The 20286-nt window shown below is 50.1% G+C and carries 19 protein-coding genes and 2 pseudogenes; 14 read left to right on the forward strand and 7 right to left on the reverse strand.

Annotation, left to right across the window (positions count from 1 at the left end; translation table 11 throughout):
• The first annotated feature begins 38 nt into the window (after positions 1 to 38).
• Positions 39 to 689: a response regulator gene (locus AC2TDN_RS06800; protein ID WP_484687400.1), complete on the forward strand. Its 651-nt coding sequence runs from the start codon at positions 39 to 41 to the stop codon at positions 687 to 689.
• 15 nt (positions 690 to 704) lie between these two features.
• Here AC2TDN_RS06800 and mobB read toward each other — a convergent pair whose 3' ends face one another.
• Entirely contained in the window at positions 705 to 1226 is a 522-nt protein-coding gene (gene mobB, locus AC2TDN_RS06805) for a molybdopterin-guanine dinucleotide biosynthesis protein B (RefSeq protein WP_484687401.1), read from the reverse strand.
• Between the two features lie 115 nt (positions 1227 to 1341).
• On the opposite strand from mobB, the pseudogene AC2TDN_RS06810 reads away from it, so the two are divergent.
• The 3 genes and pseudogenes from AC2TDN_RS06810 to AC2TDN_RS06820 all read left to right on the forward strand — a co-directional run.
• Positions 1342 to 2577, forward strand: a pseudogene (locus AC2TDN_RS06810) (molybdopterin molybdotransferase MoeA); the annotation flags it as partial.
• A 303-nt stretch (positions 2578 to 2880) separates the two neighbouring features.
• Positions 2881 to 3036 (forward strand): annotated as a pseudogene (locus tag AC2TDN_RS06815) (molybdopterin-binding protein); the annotation flags it as partial.
• Positions 3028 to 3288, forward strand: a complete 261-nt coding sequence (locus tag AC2TDN_RS06820; protein ID WP_484687577.1) for a hypothetical protein — start codon at positions 3028 to 3030, stop codon at positions 3286 to 3288. The pseudogene AC2TDN_RS06815 and the gene AC2TDN_RS06820, both read left to right, overlap by 9 nt.
• Positions 3289 to 3431: 143 nt before the next feature.
• On the opposite strand, the gene AC2TDN_RS06825 is transcribed toward AC2TDN_RS06820, so the two are convergent.
• Entirely contained in the window at positions 3432 to 4109 is a 678-nt protein-coding gene (locus AC2TDN_RS06825) for a hypothetical protein (protein WP_484687402.1), read from the reverse strand.
• Between the two features lie 144 nt (positions 4110 to 4253).
• Positions 4254 to 4625, reverse strand: a complete 372-nt coding sequence (locus AC2TDN_RS06830) for a hypothetical protein (RefSeq protein ID WP_482067375.1) — start codon at positions 4623 to 4625, stop codon at positions 4254 to 4256.
• A gap of 115 nt (positions 4626 to 4740) precedes the next feature.
• Between AC2TDN_RS06830 and AC2TDN_RS06835 the strand changes: the two genes are divergently transcribed.
• The 8 genes from AC2TDN_RS06835 (at position 4741) to AC2TDN_RS06870 (ending at position 14542) form a co-directional block, all read left to right on the forward strand.
• Positions 4741 to 5574, forward strand: coding sequence for a YwmB family TATA-box binding protein (locus tag AC2TDN_RS06835; RefSeq protein ID WP_484687403.1), 834 nt, complete (start codon positions 4741 to 4743; stop codon positions 5572 to 5574).
• A gap of 138 nt (positions 5575 to 5712) precedes the next feature.
• Complete coding sequence (zwf, locus tag AC2TDN_RS06840) at positions 5713 to 7269, forward strand: glucose-6-phosphate dehydrogenase (RefSeq protein ID WP_482067373.1); 1557 nt, start codon at positions 5713 to 5715, stop codon at positions 7267 to 7269.
• A gap of 39 nt (positions 7270 to 7308) precedes the next feature.
• On the forward strand, positions 7309 to 8895 hold the full coding sequence (locus AC2TDN_RS06845; protein WP_484687404.1) for a peptide chain release factor 3: 1587 nt from the start codon (positions 7309 to 7311) through the stop codon (positions 8893 to 8895).
• 158 nt (positions 8896 to 9053) lie between these two features.
• A complete protein-coding gene (locus AC2TDN_RS06850; protein ID WP_482067371.1) occupies positions 9054 to 10121 on the forward strand; it encodes an undecaprenyldiphospho-muramoylpentapeptide beta-N-acetylglucosaminyltransferase in 1068 nt (355 codons plus the stop codon).
• 143 nt (positions 10122 to 10264) lie between these two features.
• Positions 10265 to 11365 (forward strand): LacI family DNA-binding transcriptional regulator, encoded by a 1101-nt coding sequence (locus AC2TDN_RS06855; protein WP_484687578.1) that lies wholly within the window; start codon positions 10265 to 10267, stop codon positions 11363 to 11365.
• 92 nt (positions 11366 to 11457) lie between these two features.
• Entirely contained in the window at positions 11458 to 12621 is a 1164-nt protein-coding gene (locus AC2TDN_RS06860; RefSeq protein WP_484687405.1) for a Gfo/Idh/MocA family protein, read from the forward strand.
• A gap of 50 nt (positions 12622 to 12671) precedes the next feature.
• Entirely contained in the window at positions 12672 to 13394 is a 723-nt protein-coding gene (locus AC2TDN_RS06865; protein WP_484687406.1) for a ThuA domain-containing protein, read from the forward strand.
• A 47-nt stretch (positions 13395 to 13441) separates the two neighbouring features.
• On the forward strand, positions 13442 to 14542 hold the full coding sequence (locus AC2TDN_RS06870) for a Gfo/Idh/MocA family protein (RefSeq protein ID WP_484687407.1): 1101 nt from the start codon (positions 13442 to 13444) through the stop codon (positions 14540 to 14542).
• Positions 14543 to 14756: 214 nt separating this feature from the next.
• On the opposite strand, the gene AC2TDN_RS06875 is transcribed toward AC2TDN_RS06870, so the two are convergent.
• From AC2TDN_RS06875 to AC2TDN_RS06885, 3 genes are all read right to left on the reverse strand, one after another.
• A complete protein-coding gene (locus AC2TDN_RS06875) occupies positions 14757 to 15626 on the reverse strand; it encodes a glycine betaine ABC transporter substrate-binding protein (RefSeq protein ID WP_482067367.1) in 870 nt (289 codons plus the stop codon).
• An 83-nt stretch (positions 15627 to 15709) separates the two neighbouring features.
• Positions 15710 to 16546: an ABC transporter permease gene (locus AC2TDN_RS06880; protein ID WP_482067366.1), complete on the reverse strand. Its 837-nt coding sequence runs from the start codon at positions 16544 to 16546 to the stop codon at positions 15710 to 15712.
• Complete coding sequence (locus AC2TDN_RS06885; RefSeq protein ID WP_484687408.1) at positions 16533 to 17741, reverse strand: quaternary amine ABC transporter ATP-binding protein; 1209 nt, start codon at positions 17739 to 17741, stop codon at positions 16533 to 16535. The genes AC2TDN_RS06880 and AC2TDN_RS06885 overlap by 14 nt, the downstream gene beginning before the upstream one ends.
• A gap of 240 nt (positions 17742 to 17981) precedes the next feature.
• Between AC2TDN_RS06885 and AC2TDN_RS06890 the strand changes: the two genes are divergently transcribed.
• Positions 17982 to 18539 (forward strand): GbsR/MarR family transcriptional regulator, encoded by a 558-nt coding sequence (locus AC2TDN_RS06890; protein ID WP_482067364.1) that lies wholly within the window; start codon positions 17982 to 17984, stop codon positions 18537 to 18539.
• 266 nt (positions 18540 to 18805) lie between these two features.
• A complete protein-coding gene (locus AC2TDN_RS06895) occupies positions 18806 to 20011 on the forward strand; it encodes an alpha-D-ribose 1-methylphosphonate 5-triphosphate diphosphatase (protein ID WP_484687409.1) in 1206 nt (401 codons plus the stop codon).
• Here AC2TDN_RS06895 and sspI read toward each other — a convergent pair.
• A complete protein-coding gene (gene sspI, locus AC2TDN_RS06900; protein ID WP_482067362.1) occupies positions 20005 to 20238 on the reverse strand; it encodes a small acid-soluble spore protein SspI in 234 nt (77 codons plus the stop codon). The genes AC2TDN_RS06895 and sspI overlap by 7 nt on opposite strands.
• Positions 20239 to 20286: the final 48 nt, after the last annotated feature.

The following is a 20286-nucleotide window of genomic DNA, read 5'->3' on the forward strand; positions in this document are numbered from 1 at the left end:
AAAGAGGGACGGTGTTAGGTGTGGAGGCAATTGAGCATTTGAGTCAGCCAATAAAGGTGCTGCTTGTCGATGATCACGAGATGGTGAGGATCGGGCTTGCGGCGGTGCTGGATACCGAGGATGGAATCGAGGTTGTCGGTGAAGCAAGCAACGGCATGGACGGCATTCGATTAGCACAGGCGTACAGACCTGACGTTGTATTGATGGATTTGGTGATGGATGGCATGGATGGCGTTGAGACGACAGCCAAGCTGCTTGAGCTGTACCCTGAATGTAAAGTCATCGTATTGACGAGCTACTTGGATGACAGCAAGCTGTATCCGGTCATTGAAGCGGGAGCGTTCAGCTATTTGCTGAAAACATCGCGAGCTACGGAAATCGCCGATGCGATACGAGCTGCAGCGCGAGGACAATCCGTCCTTGAATCACAGGTTGCGGCTAAAATGATGAACCGCTTCCGCCAACCGAAGCTGCACGAGCAAGCTCCGCTTCATGATGATCTGACGGATCGCGAGATGGATGTGCTCAAGCGGGTTGCGCAGGGTATGTCCAATCAGGAAATCGCCGATGAGCTGTTTATAGGTGTAAAAACGGTAAAATTCCATATTACAAACATTTTTAATAAGCTGGATGTGGACGACCGAACACAAGCAGCTATTTATGCTCATAAGCAAGGAATTGCAGAATAAAGGACAACATAACAACTAGTTGTTATGCTGCTTGAAGAATGCCATTATTTTTTGGAAGAGCTCGTCGATCTGATCAATAGCGATTGCTTGGACAGAAGAAGAGGCAAGGGAGATGGCATCAGGCCAAAGAGCGGCAGCGATCGGATTTTTTGTTGATATTAGAAGCTCATGGTCTTCTTCCGTACGAATCATAACGATTTTTGGATAGGCTGCATCCTTGAAGCCTTCAATTAATATGACATCCGCTTCGGGCATTTGAGCAATGAGCTGCTCAAGCGGTTCGGAGTACGCCTTCATGATCGCTGTGCGCTTTGAAGATGTAATGGCTGTTATATCTGCTCCGGCTGCTTGGTGCTTCCATGTATCGGTGCCGGGCTTATCGATCTGAAAATCATGCGCATCGCGCTTAATGGTTCCAACTTTATAGTCTGCTTGTTTAAAGCGTTCCGTTAGCCGGCAAACCAATGTGGTTTTGCCGGTGTTTTTGTATCCGACGACTTGAATAATAAGCTGCTTGTTTGCTGATGATGGCAACATGGCGTCTCCTTTGCGGCGTTCATTGACGTTGATTGCCAATAGTTTAACATACATTGTAAAATGGATGCTGAATAAGCTGCTGGAAAGCTGACGGCGATAGGAGCGGGTGATGGGGATGGAGAACGGAAGAGGAGCGGAAGGGCAGGAGAAGGACGGCCTGATCGGACGGAGTGAAAGCGGGAACGGAAGCGGAGCGGAAGGGCGGGAGAAGGACGGCCTGATCGGACGGAGTGAAATCGGAAGCGGAGGCGGAGCGGAAGAGCAGGAGAAGGACGGCCTGAACGGACGGAGTGAAAGCGGAAGCGGAGGTGGAGTGGAAGAGCAGGAGAAGGACGGCCTGATCGGACGGAGTGAAATCGGAAGCGGAGGCGGAGCGGAAGAGCAGGAGAAGGACGGCCTGAACGGACGGAGTGAAAGCGGAAGCGGAGGCGGAGTGGAAGAGCAGGAGAAGGACGGCCTGAACGGACAGAGTGAAAGCGGGAACGGAAGCGGAGCGGAAGGGCGGGAGAAGGACGGCCGATTTAATCGGAAGGCTGTGAAGGTTGGAGAAGCGCAGCTGCGTGTGCTTGCTGCTGCGGAGAGGCTGCAGCTCGGCAGCGAGCTTGTGCCGCTGCGGGCTAGCGGCGGCCGCAGGCTTGCGCAAACGATAGTGGCGTCAAGCGATTGGCCGCCCTTCGCGCGCTCGGGCCTCGACGGCTACGCCGTGCGCGCAGCAGATATCGCGTCAGCGTCGCCGGAGCGGCCGGCGACGCTGCGCGTCGTTGATTCGGTCGCGGCGGGCGGGCTCGCCCTGGCGGCCGTACAGCAGGGCACTGCCGTGCGCATCATGACAGGCGCGGCTGTGCCGGAAGGGGCTGACGCGGTCGTGATGCTCGAGCAGACCGCGGAAGCCATGCTGGCCGATGGCTCGCCGGCGGTGCTGATCAAGCACGCCGGCTTGGCCGGCCAGCACATCGCGCCCCGCGGCGAGGAATTCCGCCGCGGGAGCGTGCTTGCAGTGCCCGGCACGCTTGTGCGGCCGGGCCATGTTGCGCTGCTCGGCACCTTCGGCTATGCCGAGGTGGCGGTGCAAAAGCGGCCGCGCGTAGCGGTGTTCGCGACGGGCAGCGAATTGCTGCCCGTTGCGGCGTCGCTTGCGCCCGGACAAATCCGTGACAGCAACAGCTATATGGTCGCGGCAATGTTGGAGCAGAGCGGCGCAGAGCCGATTCTGTGCGGCTCGCTGCCTGATGAGCTTGATGCGGTTCTAGCCGCTCTCGCAAGCATATGTGAATGCGCAGATCTGATCGTCACGACCGGCGGCGTCTCAGTAGGGGACTTTGATGTGATGTCAGAGCTTTTCCGAGCTCTGAAAACGGACAGCCTGGCAGACGTAAGACATAAACCTATAAATGAACATCTCGACTCGATAGCATCAACTTCAAACGGAACACCATACGAAATGCCAAGCGGATCGTCAAACGAAACGCCAAACGTAACATCAAACGAAACGCCAAACGTAACATCAAACGTAACATCAAACGAAACGCCAAACGAAACGCCAAACGAAACGCCAAACGGAACATCAAACGAAAGGCCAAATGAAACGACTTACGAACTGCCAAACGGAACTTCTAACGGAACGCCATACGAAATACCAAACGAAACACTAAATGAAATCTTATTTGACCGAGTAGCGATGAGACCGGGCAGTCCAACATCTGCTGCTGTCGTTGGCGGGAAGCTGCTTTTTGCTTTATCAGGCAATCCGGGAGCTTGCTTTGTGGGGTTTGAGTTATTCGTTCGGCCAGCGATGCTGCAAATGCAAGGCGTTAAGGAGGCACTGCCAAGACGAGTGAGGGCACAGCTGCTAACTGCGGTAGACAAGCCTAGTCCGCATGAACGCTTTGTTCGCACTCGGCTGATCAACCATTCGGATGGTCGATTGCTTGCAGATCCGCTAGCCTTCTCCAAATCGAGCATGATGGCCTCCATTGCGGATGCCGAAGGATTGGCAGTCATCCCCTCTGGCTCAAAGGGAGCTGAAGCGGGTGAGATGATTGATGTTATTCTCATACCATAAAGCAAGATTATTTATTGCAAAATGGTAAATATCATTTTATTTGGCAGGATATACATGCGAGTGGGCCGAATGTTACTCTAACGCAGCAATCACGCAACAAGAAATCCGACGGCTGCTGCTGTAACCTATATATTAACCAGAAATTATAAATAACGATTTAAAATCAATCCGACATAGGGAAGCGGCCAGTAGGATTGCATAGACCCGTAATAAGCTGCATACGGCAGGGTGGCGCCTAATTGCGGCTGAAGAAGATCGATGGGCTTCTGCTGCTCAGCGTAAGTGAGCGCATGCTTCAAGCCGCTAAGCAACCCATCCGATCCAAGCAATAGCTGCTTCATTCGCTTGGACTCCTCATCAGCGAGTGGCTTCTGCCACGCTAAATAAGCATCATCGGCCTCGAGCGAATTGTTCCATAGGCCAAGCTCCCTAGCTGCGGGGGTGCGCAAGGCTATTTCGATGCTAGCCCAAAGCTCGGATCTTAAATGGTTGGCATGCCGCTTGTATTGCGATTCCAAATGATGGACTATTTTCGCAAGGCTGCTAAGGCTATCCGCAATGGGGCTGCCGTTATTCAACTGGCTGCTAACCTGCAAGGTTAGTTGTTCGATGCTGTTTCGGGCTTGCTTAGTCAATTGCAACCAGTCAGCGGCGCTGTTTGCGGCGCTCTTATAGATGCGCTGCCAATCATATTCCTGCTCGGGAGGCTGCTGCGGTTCGCCATCGCGATAGGGGTAATAACCGTAAGGACTTAAGGCTTGTACCGGCGTGTGCGCATTTATTCTTTCAATGCTCCGAGTGGAGCGTATGTATGTGCCCATAATTGAACTCCTTTCCAGCTTTAAGGATGAGTACAGCGAGAGCATACTATACCGTTGTCAAAAAGACTGGCGAAAGCTGTCAGCGATCGCATTAAATAAACAAAAAAGCGGCTGCTCTGCGCCTAGCTCGCCGCTTCGCCAGCCTTAAAGCAATAAAAATAAGAAAGCGATTAGCGCAAAGTCGAGAGCTAGCGCTCCGCCCCAAGGAAAGTAAGGCTGCGGTCCGTAGTAATAGGGATCATAAGGATAGGATTGCGTCTGCACGGCGGACTGTCCTGATGATTTGTGAGCGCCTTCTGTTTTACCTTTAACGCCTTTTTTCTTTTTTGAAACCTGCGGCTGCGTTTGTGTTACGCTCGCTTCTGTGCCGCCTGCATCTGCGTTAAGCTGCACTTTACCGCCCCCACAGGAGCTAAGTATACCTACATGACGCGTGCCGTCATTCATAACCACGCAAACCGGATATCCGCAAAACTGATTAACGACTTCCTCATTCAAAGGGAAAATACGTTCCATTCGCTTGAACACCTCCAGTAAAGTACGAAGATCAATCCTGCAACCAGTGTATTCACCTACAGGCTATCGTGTATGGATGTTTACCCATTCGGAAGAAGACAGGAGCGAAAAAATCATGTATATTCCGGAAAAACCGACAACCCAAAAGCATCGGCTATCAGCAAAGCAGCGTGCTAAGCAAACGAAGCTTGGCATCATGCTTGCTCTGCTCGTCCTATTAGTAAGCGCGTCATGGGCGATATGGCAAGCGGATCGGGCGCCAAGGGAGAAAACCTCTGCGGAACAGATGCTTCAGCATGATTTGCAGTCGCTTTGGGAGTGGAGCGACGCTCAGCTTATTAGCGGCTCAGAGGGAGCGCGATGGAGCATCAGATGGAATGTGACGGGTAAAACTGGATCGATGATGGAGCTTGTAGAGAAGCTTTTTGTAGATGAGAAAGGGAATGCGAGCAATAGAGTTGAGCATAATGAAGGAAAAACGTTCACAGGAGCCTTCCCAGCATTCGACGGAAAACTATCAATTAGTCTCGTCAAGGCTGACAGCCGCAGCGAGGAGCTTATGGTAATGCTTGAAACAAGCGGTGCTCAACCGATGGAGCAACAATCGCTGTTTCAAGCGACAGCGGGTATTTCAGAGCAGCTAGCGCTTCTCTCTCCTGCATTTACTGGCAGTATGAAGGTTCAAGGGCATGCGTTGCATGAGCAGACGATCCAGCGGATAACGAGGCTAACAGACGCTAAATCGATAGACCGCTATGAGGACGGGGGAACGATCAGCGAAACCTTTTATACCCGCATGCTTCGCTCTGCAATTGCTGTCGAAAACGGGAAATCTGCGAATTTTCAAATCGCTTTGCACAAGGATTCAAATTCCGAAAATACGGAATTGACGATCGGAATACCTGTCATTACAGGAGAATACAGCGTTTTCAAGGCAGAAAGCCCATAGTTATGCGATCCGAATTAGAATAAGTAACGTATCTTATCAGTATTTTTTATGACATGTTGAATAGCGAATTAAAGAACTATATGCTAAACTACATATCATGTGAAACTGTAAAAAATACATAGGGAAAGAATGAGGCAAATGACATATACGAATAATCTAGATTCCGTCTCCGCAGAAGGCGCAGTTTATTATCTGTTCGGAGCAACGGGCGATTTGGCTCGGCGCAAGCTGTTTCCAGCCCTGTTCAGTTTATATAAAGAAGGTAAGCTATCCGAAAACTTTGCCGTGGTGGGTCTTGCGAGACGCCCGCGGACAAATGAGCAATTCCGTGCGGACTTGTATGAATCCATCGTAGAATTTTGTCGTTACAAAGCGGACGATGCTGAGCTATGGAATCGTTTTGCAGAGCATTTCGTATACATGTCACTTGATATCAACGATGTGGAAGGCTTCCGCGAGCTTAGCAAATTGTCCGCGCAGCTGGATGTGAAGTTTAACATCCCAGGCAATCGCCTATTCTATTTGGCCCTTGCACCATCGCTATTTGGCCCGGTTTCCTTCAACCTTCGTGACGGCGGCTTGCTGGAGTCGAGCGGCTGGCATCGCGTCGTTATCGAGAAGCCTTTCGGCTACGATTTGCCGTCTGCTCAGAAGCTGAACGAGCAAATTAACCAAGTGTTTAAAGAAGAAGAGATTTATCGCATTGACCACTACCTGGGTAAGGAAATGGTTCAAAATATTCAAGTTATTCGTTTTGCTAATGCATTTTTTGAGCCGTTGTGGAATAATAAACATATTGCAAACGTTCAAATTACGTTATCCGAAACCGTTGGCGTAGAGGATCGCGGCGGCTATTATGACAAATCAGGAGCACTTCGCGACATGGGCCAAAACCACATGCTGCAAATGCTTACGATGATTGCCATGGAGCCGCCAAGCCGTCTGCACGGCGAAGATATTCGCGATGAGAAGGTTAAGGTGCTTCGCTCGCTGCGCAACTACCGCTCGAGTGAAGAAGTGCGCTCAAACGTTGTGCGCGGTCAATACAGCGAAGGCAGCCATCACGGCAAGGAGCTTCCCGGCTATCGCCAAGAGGATTCAGTTGGCGAGGACTCCGCGACGGAAACCTATTTTGCTGCAAAAGTATTTGTCGATAACTTCCGCTGGGCGGGCGTGCCTTTCTACATTAGAACGGGCAAGCGTCTACCGGTAAAAACGACTGAAATCGTAATCGAATTCAAATCGATGCCGCAAAATGTATTGTTCGCTGAGCGTCATGATTTGGCGCCGAACTTGCTCGTCATTCGCGTAAACCCGATTGAGGGCATATATATTAAAGTAAACGCAAAAACGCCGGGCGAGAACAATTCGGTACAGCCGGTAGCGATGGAGTTTTGCCAAAGCTGCCAAATCGGCTTGAATACGCCGGAAGCGTACGAGCGTCTCATTCATGATGCAGCACGCGGCGATTCGACCTACTTTACGCGTTGGGACGAGGTTTCTCAAGCATGGGCTTTCGTGGATCGTATCGCTCAGGCTTGGCGCGAAGAAAAAAGTGATTTGAAGCTATATCCAGCTGGATCTTGGGGTCCAGACGCAGCGAATCAGCTGCTCGGAGAAGATGGCTTTCATTGGTGGCCGGTTAACGGTCAAGAGGAAGATAACGTCATTTGGGTGTCGAACAGCGGAAAATAACCGCTGCCGTATACCTTGCGTAATGAAGGGAAGGCAAGCATGAGCCAATCGTTAATCCAAGAAATTAAACAGGAAGTAGATAAACGCCGCACGTTCGCGATTATATCTCACCCTGATGCAGGGAAAACAACCCTCACTGAGAAGCTCCTCCTATTCGGAGGAGCCATTCGGCTTGCAGGGTCAGTCAAGGCGCGCAAAGCGAGCCGTCACGCTACATCCGACTGGATGGAAATTGAGAAGCAGCGGGGAATCTCGGTAACGTCCAGCGTTATGCAGTTCGATTATTTGGGACACCGCGTCAACATTCTCGATACGCCTGGTCACCAAGATTTCAGTGAGGACACTTACCGTACGCTTACCGCAGCCGACAGCGCCGTCATGCTTATCGACGTTGCAAAAGGTGTGGAGGCACAGACGATCAAGCTGTTCCAGGTTTGCCGCAAGCGGGGCATTCCTATCTTTACATTCATCAACAAGCTGGACCGCGAAGGGCAAAGTCCATTTGAATTAATGGAAGAGCTGGAGCGGGTGCTTGGCATTCGCGCAGTGCCCATGAACTGGCCGATCGGCATGGGGCGCGAGCTTTGCGGCGTTTATGACCGAATGAAAACGCAGGTTGAGCTGTTCCAAGGAAATGACCATTCAACGATAGAAGTTCGTCCTGTGAGCGATTATAACGATCCAGTGATCCGTGAGATGGCTGGCGATTATTTGACCGATCAGCTTATTGGAGATCTTGAGCTGCTTGACGTCGCTGGCGACCAATTCGACTTCGAGAAGGTGCAAGCCGGCGAGCTGACGCCTCTCTTCTTCGGAAGCGCGGTTAACAACTTCGGCGTGCAGACGTTCCTTGAGAACTTCCTGCAGCTTGCTCCTAAGCCGACTTCGCGGAATAGCACGACGGGCCAAGTTGAACCGACAGATGAGAAATTCACCGGTTATGTGTTCAAAATTCAAGCCAATATGAACCCGGCGCATCGCGACCGTATTGCTTTCCTCCGTATTTGCTCCGGCAAATTCGAGAGAGGCATGAGCGTTCGTCATGTTCGCAACGGCAAAGATATCAAGCTGGCGCAGCCGCAGCAGTTTCTAGCACAGGATCGCGACATTGTCGATACTGCTTATCCAGGGGACATTATCGGATTGTTTGATCCAGGCATTTTCCGTATCGGCGATTCCTTGTCGCAGGGCGGAGAGGTCGTGTTCGATGAGCTGCCAACGTTCTCGCCGGAAATTTTCGCTAAAGTGACCGTCAAAAACGCACTGAAACATAAGCAATACCAGAAGGGCATCGATCAGCTTACAGAGGAAGGCACTATTCAGGTGTTTCATTCCACGGGCAACTTCGACGAGACGATTCTCGGCGTTGTCGGTCATTTGCAATTCGAGGTGTTCGAGCATCGGATGAAGGCGGAGTACGGCGTAGATATTCAGCTGCATCGCATGCAGTTCCAATTCGCGCGTTGGATCGTCGACGATAACATCGACCCAAGCAAATTCCGTATCAACACGACGCTCGTGAAGGACAAGAAGGGCAATTATGTCGTCTTGTTCGAGAACGAATATGCGATGCGTACGGCAATTGACAAAAACCCGACATCAAAGTTTCTGGAAACCGCGCCTTAAGGATAGGGATATAGGCAAGAAGAACGCATCCTCAGCCAATTGCGCAGCAGCGCTTGCAGCTGGGGATGCTTTTGTATCCAAAGGCATGATTTTCAGTGCTAAAACAAATCTTTACCCGTATAATAAATGGATAAAAAATGTTAGGTGGCTAGTCATTGATGAAAACAATCATGTTCACCGGGGGAGGCTCAGCCGGACACGTTACCGTTAATTTGGCCTTGATCCCGCGATTTTTGGAAGAGGGCTGGTCAGTCCAATATATAGGTTCGGAAAACGGTATTGAGCGGCAGCTTATCGCTACGATTCCGCAGGTCAAATATTTTCCGATATCGACCGGCAAGCTGAGAAGGTACATGGACATTCAGAACGTCAAGGACCCTTTTAAAGTGATAAAAGGTCTTTATCAGGCTTATCGCATCATTAAGAGAAATAAACCGAATGTCATTTTCTCCAAAGGCGGCTTTGTATCCGTTCCGGTCGTTATTGGCGCATGGTTAAATAAGGTTCCGCTGCTTATTCATGAATCGGATTTAACGCCAGGGCTCGCCAATCGGCTGTCAATTCCGTTCGCAACTGGCGTGTGCACGACCTTTCCCGAGACGGGAGGCATGCTGAAGGCAGACAAGAGCCGGCATGTAGGAGCGGTCATACGCGAGGAAGTGAAGCAGGGCAATGCCGATCGCGGCAGAGCTTTCTGCGAATTTACGAGGAGCAAGCCGGTTATTCTGATCATGGGCGGAAGTTTGGGCGCGCGTAAAATCAATCAAGCCGTAAGGCAGGCGTTAACCGCGCTTACGAAGCAATTCCAAATCGTGCATTTATGCGGCAAAAATCAAGTTGATCCTTCGCTCGATATGCCCGGCTACAAGCAATTCGAATATGTGAATGAGCAATTGCCGGATGTGCTCGCGATGACGGATCTTGTCATTTCCCGTGCAGGCTCCAACTCCATCTTTGAATTCCTGTCGCTAAAGAAGCCGATGCTGCTCATCCCTCTCACGAAGGAACAAAGCAGGGGCGACCAAATCTTGAATGCGCAATCGTTTGAGAAATCAGGTTATGCCGACGTTTTGTATGAAGAGAAGCTGTCAGCGAGCACGTTGACGGAGAGCGTTGAACGTCTGTACGACAATCGCAAGGCGTTTATCGACAGAATGAACATGAGTGAGGAAGCGAATGCTTTAGCAGCCGTTTTCGAGTGGATTAATGAAATTGCTAAGCGGTAATTTAACTTATCAGCGATAGCATGTGATAACAAATCGATCCCGAGCGCGGCTTCAAGTGTTCTGGATCGTTTTTTTATTTGTTTGTATGCGTCTGGAAAAAACGATCAATAAGTTTATTGACGATGAAACGTTTTCATGCCATAATGTACGCGTGTACATTAATTAAAACGAATCTTGGCATATTGGCTTTTCAGGAGGAAACGATTATTAGCAGGAAAGAAGTAGCGAAGCTGGCAGGCGTCTCAGAGGCGACTGTATCTAGAGTGTTGAACAATGTTGGCCCGATGAAAGAGGATACGCGCGAGCGGGTGCTGCAGGCAGCTGCTGAGCTCGGATACGTTCCGAATGCGCTCGCGCAGCAATTTGCCCGGAGAAAGAGCGGGAATATCGGCGTTGTGCTTCCGTTTGTGCCGAAGGTTCACTTGTTCTCCACTTACTATTTCTCGGAAATTTTAAGCGGAATCGGCGAGACGGCAAAGCGCTGCGGCTATGATCTGCTGCTGATTTTCCGGGAGCCTGATGGAGCAAGGGATTACGCAAAGCTTTTTCGGACGCAAAAAATCGATGCCTGTATCGTGCTGGGCTCCCAAGACGTGCCTGAAGAACGAGCGGCGCTGGCGGAGCTGAAGGCAGGAGGCTTTCCCTTCTGTCTTGTGAATCAGCGGTACGACGAGGAGTCGTACAGAACCGTTGATGCCGATCATATAGCTGGCAGTAAAGCAGCCGTGAAGCATTTGATCGAGCAGGGCAGCCGCAGCATTGCGTTCGTAAACGGCCCGAAGCAGTATTCCAATAGTGCTGATAGGCTGAATGGCTATAAGGAAGCATTGGAGGAAGCAGGCATAGTGTATAAGCCGGAGCGTGTCTACGTGGGCAATTACAGCCGCAAGAGCGGCTATGAGCTTGCAGGGCAGCTAGCGAAGCAGATTCGTTCCGGCAGCATCGATGCGGTATTTGGAGCAAATGACCGGATGGCGATTGGGCTTATGCAGGGCTTGCGGGAGCTGGAGCTTGAGGCAGGCAGGCATTACGCGCTAATCGGGTATGATGATTCAGACGGTTCGCGAATCATTAGTCCGCGTCTGTCAACGGTTGCCGTTCCTTTTTATGAAATGGGCAAGCTCGCAGCTACAAGGCTGCTTGATCCGGAGCAAAATAGGGAAGAAGCGGAACCGGGACATGATGTGCTGTCTGTCAGCTTGGTTCAAAGGGAAACCTCTCACATCAAAAATAATGAAGAATGAGCTGCGCGGCTGAACGATATTTCTATCGTGGAACGCTAGCTTGACGCCAGCTGGCAGAGTTAGCCGTTTACGCATACGGGAGGCGGGTTTCAATGGATAAAGTAAGAGTAGGCATGGTCGGCTATAAATTTATGGGAAAGGCGCACAGCAATGCTTATCGCGCGCTTTCGATGTTTTTTCCAAACTCGATTAAACCGGAGATGACGGCGATTTGCGGTCGTGATCCAGAAGGACTGGAGCAAGCACGGGCACAGTTTGGCTGGGAAAGCTCGGAAACCGATTGGAAGGAGCTCGTTAAGCGCGATGACATCGATTTGATCGATATTAATGCGCCAATCGACGCGCATAAGGCAATCGCGCTAGCTGCGGCAGCTGCTGGCAAGCATTTGTTCTGCGAGAAGCCGCTGGCGCTGACGCTTGAGGATTCGCGGGAGATGCTTGAAGCGGCGGAGAAGGCTGGCGTGAAGCATATGGTTGGCTTCAACTACCGCTTCGCACCTGCCATTCAGCTGGCGAAGAAGCTGGTATCGGATGGCCGCATCGGCGAAATCTACCATTTCCGCGCCGTGTTCCTTCAGGATTGGATCATTGACCCGAGCTTCCCGCTCGTGTGGCGCCTTCAGAAGGAAATTGCAGGCTCAGGCTCCCATGGCGACTTAGGTGCGCATTTGATTGATATGGCGCGCTTCCTTGTTGGCGAGTTCAACGAGGTAATTGGAATGAATGAGACGTTCATCAAGGAGCGGCCGATCGCTTCTGCGATGACGGGACTTAGCGCCAAAGGGAGCGGGGATGGTCCTCGAGGCCAGGTGACGGTTGATGATGCGACATTATTCATGACACGTTTTGCGAATGGGGCGCTAGGCAGCTTCGAGGCTACTCGCTTCGCAGCCGGCCATCGCTGTACGAACGCGTTTGAAATTAACGGCAGCAAAGGAAGCATCAAGTTTGATTTTGAGCGGATGAATGAGCTTCAGGTTTATTTTGCCGATGATGCCGAGGATGTTCAAGGCTTCCGCCGCGTGCTGGCCACTGATCCAGCTCATGCCTACATGGATGCTTGGTGGCCAGCGGGGCATACGATCGGTTACGAGCATACGTTCACGCACGAAGTGCATGAGCTGATGCAAGCGTTCGCCGAGGATCGCCAGCCGGTGCCTAACTTTGTAGACGGCGTGAAATGCCAAGAGGTGCTTGAGGCGGTAGATCGCTCCATTGCAGAGCGCCGCTGGGTTGCTATAAGCGAATTATCATAAATAAAGCTATGAATAAATCGAGATGAGCTAGGGAGAGGCAGGGAGCATGAATGAAAAAAGTTTTGATCGTGTGGGGCGGCTGGGATGGACATCAGCCTAAGGAAGTAGCTGAAATATTCCGCGAGGTGCTCGCTGCGGAAGACTTTGAAGTAGAAGTGTCTGATACGCTTGAGGCGTTTGCGGACGCGGAGAAGCTGCTTGGGCTTGATCTAATCGTGCCGGTGTGGACGATGGCACACATAGAGCAGAAGCTGGTTGATAATGTATCTGCAGCCGTTCAAAGCGGCGTAGGCCTCGCTGGCTGCCATGGCGGCATGTGCGATGCGTTCCGTGAAAATGTGGACTGGCAATTTATGACCGGAGGCCAATGGGTTGCACATCCGGGCAATGACGGTGTTGAATATACGGTAAATATAAATAACTCTTCAAGTTCGCTTACAGAAGGCATTGAAGATTTTGTTGTAAGCTCCGAGCAATATTATTTGCATGTGGATCCTGCGGTTGAAGTGCTAGCGACTACACGTTTTCCGCTGACGCCGGGACCTCATTCGCTTAATAAAGCGGTGGATATACCTGTTGTATGGACGAAGCGCTGGGGAGTAGGACGTGTTTATTATAACTCGCTTGGCCATCAAGCCAATATTATGGATATTCCAACGGTTAAGGAGCTTATGCGACGCGGCTTCCTATGGTGTGCAGAAGGAAAGGCTAGAGCGATAGAGGCCGGTACTAAAGCTTCAGCTTATAGCGGAATGGCAGATAATCAGCTCTAATACGCAATTATAAAATGAATAGGATATGGGACGAGGGATGGGCGAAAATGGACAAAATTAAAGCAGGTATTATTGGAACGGGTAATATAAGCGGCATTTATTTTGAAAATGGCAATCGCTTTGATGCGCTTCAAGTAGTCGCCTGCGCGGATTTGGATGTTGAACGTGCTAGAGCAAAAGGCGAGGAGTTTGGCGTTCGCGGCTGTTCGGTGGAGGAGCTTCTCGCTGATCCGGATATTCAAATGATCATTAATCTGACCATTCCGCAGGCGCATGCATCAGTTTGCTTGCAGGCACTAGAGGCAGGCAAGCATGTCTATGTAGAGAAGCCATTTGCCGTAACCCGCGAGGAAGCGCAGCAGGTATTGGAGCTTGCAGCAAGAAAAGGGCTTTATGTCGGAAGCGCTCCGGATACGTTCCTTGGCGGCGGCATTCAGACGAGCATTAAGCTGCTGGAGGATGGCTGGATTGGCACGCCAATCGGCGCAACAGCGTTCATGGTCGGCGGAGGACATGAAACCTGGCATCCAGCCCCAGAGTTCTATTACCAGAAGGGCGGCGGCCCGATGTTTGATATGGGTCCTTATTACTTAACCGCGCTAGTTGCGCTGCTTGGGCCAATTACTCGCGTTACCGGATCGGCACGCATCTCCTATCCGGAGAGAACGATAACAAGCAAGCCGAAATACGGGCAGCAGGTAAAAGTAGAAGTGCCGACCCATATCGCAGGCGTGATGGATTTTGCATCCGGCCCGATCGGAACGCTGCTGACAAGCTTTGACGTGAAGGGCGGCTCCACGCTGCCTCGTATCGAAGTATACGGCAGTGCAGGCACGCTGCTTGTTCCAGACCCGAACGGCTTCGGCGGCCAAATCAAAATTTGGCGGGCAGGCTCGAACGAATGGTCGGATATTCCGCTTGCATATGGCTTTACAGAAAATGCTCGCGGCGTTGGCGCAGCCGATATGGCCAAAGCGATCCAAACCGGCCGCAAGCACCGCGCGAACGGCGATCTAGCCTATCATGTGCTTGAAGCGATGCACGGCTTCCATGACGCTTCGGAGCAAGGCGTACATTATGTGATGAAGAGCACCTGTGAGCGTCCGGCGCAGCTGCCGCTTGGCTTGCAGCCGTATTGTTTAGATTAAACGATTTTAGGGGGCTGGCTTGGAGGGTCTATATTGACCATTCGAGTCAGCCTTATCTTTTTAAGGTCATAAGAGTAGGGATTAAATCTATAAAGTAGATCTATTTTTATCCAGTGAACCCAATCTGCGAAAATAAGTCTAGAAAATAGACGTAAGTTAGCTCAGTAAAAAAAGCAGAGCGGGGTCCGCTCCGCTCTGCTTTTCGATTAAATCATTATGCTTTTATCCAAGCCTCTACTTTATCCGCATTTTGCTCAACCCATGCTTTGGCTGCTGCTTCAGGCGTTTCGCCTTCTTGAATTTTAATCATGACAGCTGCCATATCGTCTGGCGTCCAGTTGAATTGATCAAGGAAAGCAAATGCCTCCGGCTGATCATCCTTAAGGCCTTTACGCGCAATCGTATGAATTTGCTCGTCTCCGCCGTATACATTTTTAGGATCCGCCAAATATTTCAGGTCCATCTTGGCGAACTTCCAATGCGGCGTCCAGCCTGTAACCACGATCGGCTCCTTGTTCTCATACGCTTTCTCAAGCTGCTGCGTCATCGCCGCGGAGGAGCTTTCGAGCAGCTTCCATTTATCCCGCAGCTTATATTCATCCATTACTTTCTCAGTCGACATCATGAGACCAGCACCCGGTTCAATGCCGATAATGGTATGGTCTACCGTTTCGCCAACTACATCAGTAAGCTCTTCGATGCTGTTGACATCCATATATTGCGGAACGACGAGACCGATTTTGGTTCCTTCCAGGTTCGGTCCAAGATCCTCATACTTGCCGTTATATTTCGAAACGTAAGAAGCATGCGTCGTTGGCAGCCAAGCTGCTACCATCGCATCCGCGCTGCCATCGGAGATACCGGCCCACATTGGACCTGCATCTACCTGCATAAGCTCAACTTCGTAGCTAAGCTTTTGCTCAAGTACTTCTTTAACGACATAAGTGCTTGCAATTTCAGAATCCCAAGCGACATAGGCTAGCGTCACTTTTTTGTTGCTGTTTCCGCTTGAAGCGGAACACCCTGCTACCAATGCAAATGCCATTACAGCTGCTGCAATTATACTCATTTTTTTGACTTTCAAAAAATCACTCCTTAAGGTTTGCGCAGCAAGCGGGCTGCGAATACGTAAACGCGCACTTTTGCTGCGTGTTTTATTGTTCAAATCTAGGTCGTTTTGCTTTTGCGAATAACCTGCTGCGTCAAGCGATCCAAAATGATCGCTAATATAACGATGGCAAGACCGGCCTCGAAGCCTACACCGGTATTACCCTGCGTAACGGCGCGATAGACGTAAGCACCAACGCCTTGTGCCCCAATCATGGAGGCGATGACAACCATCGAGAGCGAAAGCATAATAGTCTGATTGATCCCAGCCATAATGGTCGGCATAGCGATGGGAAGCTGAAGCTTGAACAGCTTCTGCGTTGGCGTTGAGCCAAAGGCATCGGCAGCTTCCACTAATTCTTCCGGCACCTGGCGAATGCCGAGATTCGTTAACCGAATCGTTGGCGGTATCGCGAAAATAATCGATGAGATGACGCCAGGAACGACCCCAAGTGAGAAGAAGGTGACGGCAGGCAGCAAGTAAACAAAGGCTGGCATCGTCTGCATGAAATCGAGCACCGGTGTAACTATTTTTTGAATGGTGGCGTTGCGGGCGCACAGTATGCCTACTGGAACGCCGATCAAAACCGATATGAAGGCGGCTGTCAAAACGAGCGCAAGCGTCTGCATCGTTTGGCTCCATAAGCCGAGATTTTCGATAATGAGCAGACCAACAAGTGTAAATAATGCCATCTTCCATTTGCCAATATACCAAGCTACAAGAGTGAATATAATAATAAGGACTAACGCTGGAAACCAGTTGAGCGCTGTATCCAGTCCGTTGACGGTTTCCCCAACGACGGTACGGATTAGCTGGAAGAATGGATCTAAGTGGGCTTCAAGCCATGACTCGAGCCATTCGATCCAGTCTGCTAGCGGAATTTTAGGCAGATTCATTGCGATCACCAGCCTCTAATACGGAATTTCCGGCTAATGCGGCCAGAACTGCACCTTTGATGACGATGCCCTTCAGGCGTCCTTTGTCGTCAATAATGGATACGGGGAATTTCGAATTGCTCATTAATTCAAACAATTCATTAAGCAGCGTGTCCGGGTGGGCGGAAGGTGCTTCGCGCTCCATTGCTTCTTCAAGCCTCAAGCCGTTTTTAATTGCGTTTGCTGCGTCCTCAGCCGTAATAACGCCTAGAAGCTGCATGCCTTTGTCTACGACGTAGAGACTCGAAACACCGCGGTCTCTCATAAATTGCAAAGCTACACGAGGGCCCTTCTCGATCGTGATCGTCTCAGGTTTTACCATGACATGCGATGCCGTAAATACTTTGGACAGATCGACGTCCTCGACGAAGCGCTCCACATATTTGTTGGCGGGCTGCATCAATATTTCCTCTGGCGACCCGATTTGAACGATGCTGCCGTCCTTCATCAAAGCGATTTGATCGCCGATTCGAAGCGCCTCGTTCAGGTCATGCGTAATGAATACGATTGTTTTTTTCATTTTGGATTGAAGCTCGAGCAGTTCGTCCTGCATATCCTTCCGAATAAGCGGATCGAGCGCGCTGAACGCTTCGTCCATGAGCAGAACATCGGGATCGTTAGCAAGTCCTCTTGCAAGTCCGACACGCTGCTGCATACCGCCGCTTAATTGGTCAGGATAGCTGTTCTCCCAGCCCTTTAAGCCAACAAGCTCCAGTGAATTCATGGCCATTTCTCTGCGTTTCTTCTTGTCGATGCCCTGCACCTCAAGTCCGTATTCAATATTTTGAATGACGGTGCGATGCGGAAAGAGCGCGAACTTTTGGAAAACCATGCCTACATTTTTTCTTCTAAACTGCCGCAGCTGCTCAGGAGACATGCGAAGCACATCTGTCCCATTAAACAGTACTTGACCGTGTGTCGGCTCAATTAATCGGTTTAGCAGACGCACGAGTGTCGACTTGCCGCTGCCGGACAAGCCCATAATGACAAATATTTGCCCTGCTTCAATCGAGAAACTAGCTTGGTTGACCCCAACCGTGAGCTTCGTTTCGGCAAAAATCTTATCTTTAGACCATCCTTTATCCAGCAGCGGGATCGCCTTTTTCGGATCGGCTCCGAAAATCTTGGTTAGCCTCTTGGCTTCTATAATCGCCATATTGTGCCCCCTTGTGGAATATTTCGACTTCCATAAGTTTAGATGGTTATCATTGTAAAGGTCAAAAGGCGTGAGTCTTCGTATACTTTGTACAGTTATAACTTTACGTACTTTACATACGGTATACTCCTGATAACTCCCTTTTTCAACCCAAAAGGTTTCTTTACATATGGACAACCATTTGATTACAATAACTGATGTAGGAATGATAGGGGGAAGACACTCCTCGGGAGGAACGACATGAAAGAACTTGCAGCATTATCAGAAGAGCAGCTCACAAAGCTGCAAAATACGCGTCGCCGTGTAATTGAATCAATTGGAGAAAACATGGATTTGTACGGCATCACGTTATCGATTGGTCATTTATACGGGAATATGTACTTTAATCGTGAGCCGGTTACGCTTGATGAAATGAGTCAGACGATGGGCATGAGCAAGACATCGATGAGTACGGGCATGCGTACGCTGCATGACTTGAAGATGATAAATAAAGTATGGGGCAAGGGCTCAAGAAAAGATTTGTACGAGGTGGAGCCGAACTGGCATCAAAATTTCACCGATTTCTTCTCTATTAAATGGAGGAAGGCTGCCGAGCAGAACATGAGCGCGTTAAAGCGTTCTATGAAGGAAATCGATGCTTTGAAGCAGCAATATGAGGACGACCAAGCTTTTCTTGAGGTGCTTGAAAATGATACCCAGAAGATTGATGAGGCATTAAAGTATTATAGATGGCTGGATCGTCTAATCGATTCCTTTGAGAGCGGGGAAATCTATAACTTTATCCCACAAGAAGAATAGACAATAGGGAACTATTTACGATATTTTTGTCTTGCTGCGAAGCCGCGGGAGCTCTTTCCTGCAGCTTTTTTGCTGTTCAAAGCGATGTGCAGGGGCAACCGTTTCAGCCCAATTAAAAACGGAGGTTTTTGCCTAATGATGAAGTTAAGCACAATGAGAATAGTGCACGATACGGTAGACAGCGGCAAGCTTGGAAAGATGAATTAGAAGAACGGATTATGGTAAGCTTACTCCTATGACTATAGGGCAAGGGGACGACCTGATCGATGATTGAACGTTTGAGTGCTGGCTTGAAGCCCATAATCGTTACGAATGGAAAGGTCGTAATTCCGGATCAAATTGTGGAGGCTGCTGTAGCGGTAGTTGATGGCCGAGTTGATGCTATTCTGGAAGGCGATGCAGCTGTTCATAGTTGGATTCAACAGCATGCTGATTATATCTTGATTGATGCGGAACAGAAATACGTGCTGCCAGGCCTAATCGACATTCATTGCGATGCGATCGAGAAGGAAATACAGCCACGTCCAAATACATTATTTCCACTTGATATGGCATTGCTGGAGTTCGAGCGGAAGCTGCCGGTGCACGGTATTACAACGATGTACCACTCCTTATCGCTTGGCGTCGGGCTAAGCTTGCGCGGCGAGCATCTGCTCACTGGAATGGTTGAGCATATCAACAGCTATAGAAGCAAGAGATCCATTATTCGCAACCGGATTCATCTTCGATTCGAAGTATCGCATTTGGTTGGCATGCCCATTGTCGAGCGTTACTTGAAGGAGAATGCGATTGACTACTTGTCATTTATGGACCATTCGCCAGGGCAGGGGCAGTACCGCGAGCCAGGCTCATTCGAACGTTATGTCATGAAAAATCAAGGTGTAGGTGTGGAAGAGGTTCAAGCCATTGTTGAGGATTTGAATAAGCGAAGGCAGCTTGTTAATGGTGAGCATTTGCTGAAGCTTAGCAAGCTAGCTGCACAGTGCGGCATTGCCATTTCGTCACATGATGATGATTCCATTCAAAAGGTTGAAGAGTCGGCTGGCTATGGCGTTTCAGTCTGTGAATTTCCAATTAATTTGGAGACAGCTAAGCATGCTGCAGGACGTGGTCTAAGGGTTTGCGTAGGCGCGCCGAATGTCGTCAGAGGAGCTTCGCATGATAAAAACTTGAGGGCAGTCGATGCGATTAGTGCGGGTGCTGCCGATATTTTATGCTCCGATTATCATCCTTCCTCGATGCTGGCGGCCGTATTTAAGCTAGCTGATGAAGGGATTGCTGCTTTGCCGGAAGCGGTACGTATGGCATCGCTGCATCCAGCGCAGGCGTTAGGCGCAGGCAGCGAGCTGGGGTCCATTGAGCTCGGCAAAGCAGCTGATCTTATTATTGTGGATCGTTATGAAGGCCTTCCTTGGGTAACGAATACAATCGTCGGAGGCCAAGTCGTTTATACATCAGCTGTTCGTTATTGAGACGGATTGGCATTTTCGGCATGATGAAGATGCTTGTAAAGGGAGTCGACCATTTTGTTATGCTCCTGCTCCGAGGATTGCTGCCAAATCATCTCGAACAGAACTCCGAGCCCGGGCAATGTACGCTCATCGGCGCCAATTGAATCTTCAATGACTTCAGAGAGCTCCTGTGTTGAATTTTCCTGGACACGCCTTACGATCGCTTGACGCAAATCAATAACTTCCATGCTAAATAACCTCCTGCGCATTCGGATTTACTTATTTACTATGTCCAA

This window comes from Paenibacillus sp. Y660, assembly GCF_057221575.1.

Excerpts from the sequence above, each read along its gene's own strand:
- mobB (WP_484687401.1), bottom strand. The coding sequence starts at position 1,226 with ATGTTGCCATCATCAGCAAACAAGCAGCTTATTATTCAAGTCGTCGGA.
- AC2TDN_RS06820 (WP_484687577.1), top strand. The coding sequence starts at position 3,028 with ATGCAAGGCGTTAAGGAGGCACTGCCAAGACGAGTGAGGGCACAGCTG.
- AC2TDN_RS06825 (WP_484687402.1), bottom strand. The coding sequence starts at position 4,109 with ATGGGCACATACATACGCTCCACTCGGAGCATTGAAAGAATAAATGCG.
- AC2TDN_RS06830 (WP_482067375.1), bottom strand. The coding sequence starts at position 4,625 with ATGGAACGTATTTTCCCTTTGAATGAGGAAGTCGTTAATCAGTTTTGC.
- AC2TDN_RS06835 (WP_484687403.1), top strand. The coding sequence starts at position 4,741 with ATGTATATTCCGGAAAAACCGACAACCCAAAAGCATCGGCTATCAGCA.
- zwf (WP_482067373.1), top strand. The coding sequence starts at position 5,713 with ATGACATATACGAATAATCTAGATTCCGTCTCCGCAGAAGGCGCAGTT.
- AC2TDN_RS06845 (WP_484687404.1), top strand. The coding sequence starts at position 7,309 with ATGAGCCAATCGTTAATCCAAGAAATTAAACAGGAAGTAGATAAACGC.
- AC2TDN_RS06850 (WP_482067371.1), top strand. The coding sequence starts at position 9,054 with ATGAAAACAATCATGTTCACCGGGGGAGGCTCAGCCGGACACGTTACC.
- AC2TDN_RS06855 (WP_484687578.1), top strand. The coding sequence starts at position 10,265 with ATGTACGCGTGTACATTAATTAAAACGAATCTTGGCATATTGGCTTTT.
- AC2TDN_RS06860 (WP_484687405.1), top strand. The coding sequence starts at position 11,458 with ATGGATAAAGTAAGAGTAGGCATGGTCGGCTATAAATTTATGGGAAAG.
- AC2TDN_RS06865 (WP_484687406.1), top strand. The coding sequence starts at position 12,672 with ATGAAAAAAGTTTTGATCGTGTGGGGCGGCTGGGATGGACATCAGCCT.
- AC2TDN_RS06870 (WP_484687407.1), top strand. The coding sequence starts at position 13,442 with ATGGACAAAATTAAAGCAGGTATTATTGGAACGGGTAATATAAGCGGC.
- AC2TDN_RS06880 (WP_482067366.1), bottom strand. The coding sequence starts at position 16,546 with ATGAATCTGCCTAAAATTCCGCTAGCAGACTGGATCGAATGGCTCGAG.
- AC2TDN_RS06885 (WP_484687408.1), bottom strand. The coding sequence starts at position 17,741 with ATGGCGATTATAGAAGCCAAGAGGCTAACCAAGATTTTCGGAGCCGAT.
- AC2TDN_RS06890 (WP_482067364.1), top strand. The coding sequence starts at position 17,982 with ATGAAAGAACTTGCAGCATTATCAGAAGAGCAGCTCACAAAGCTGCAA.
- AC2TDN_RS06895 (WP_484687409.1), top strand. The coding sequence starts at position 18,806 with ATGATTGAACGTTTGAGTGCTGGCTTGAAGCCCATAATCGTTACGAAT.
- sspI (WP_482067362.1), bottom strand. The coding sequence starts at position 20,238 with ATGGAAGTTATTGATTTGCGTCAAGCGATCGTAAGGCGTGTCCAGGAA.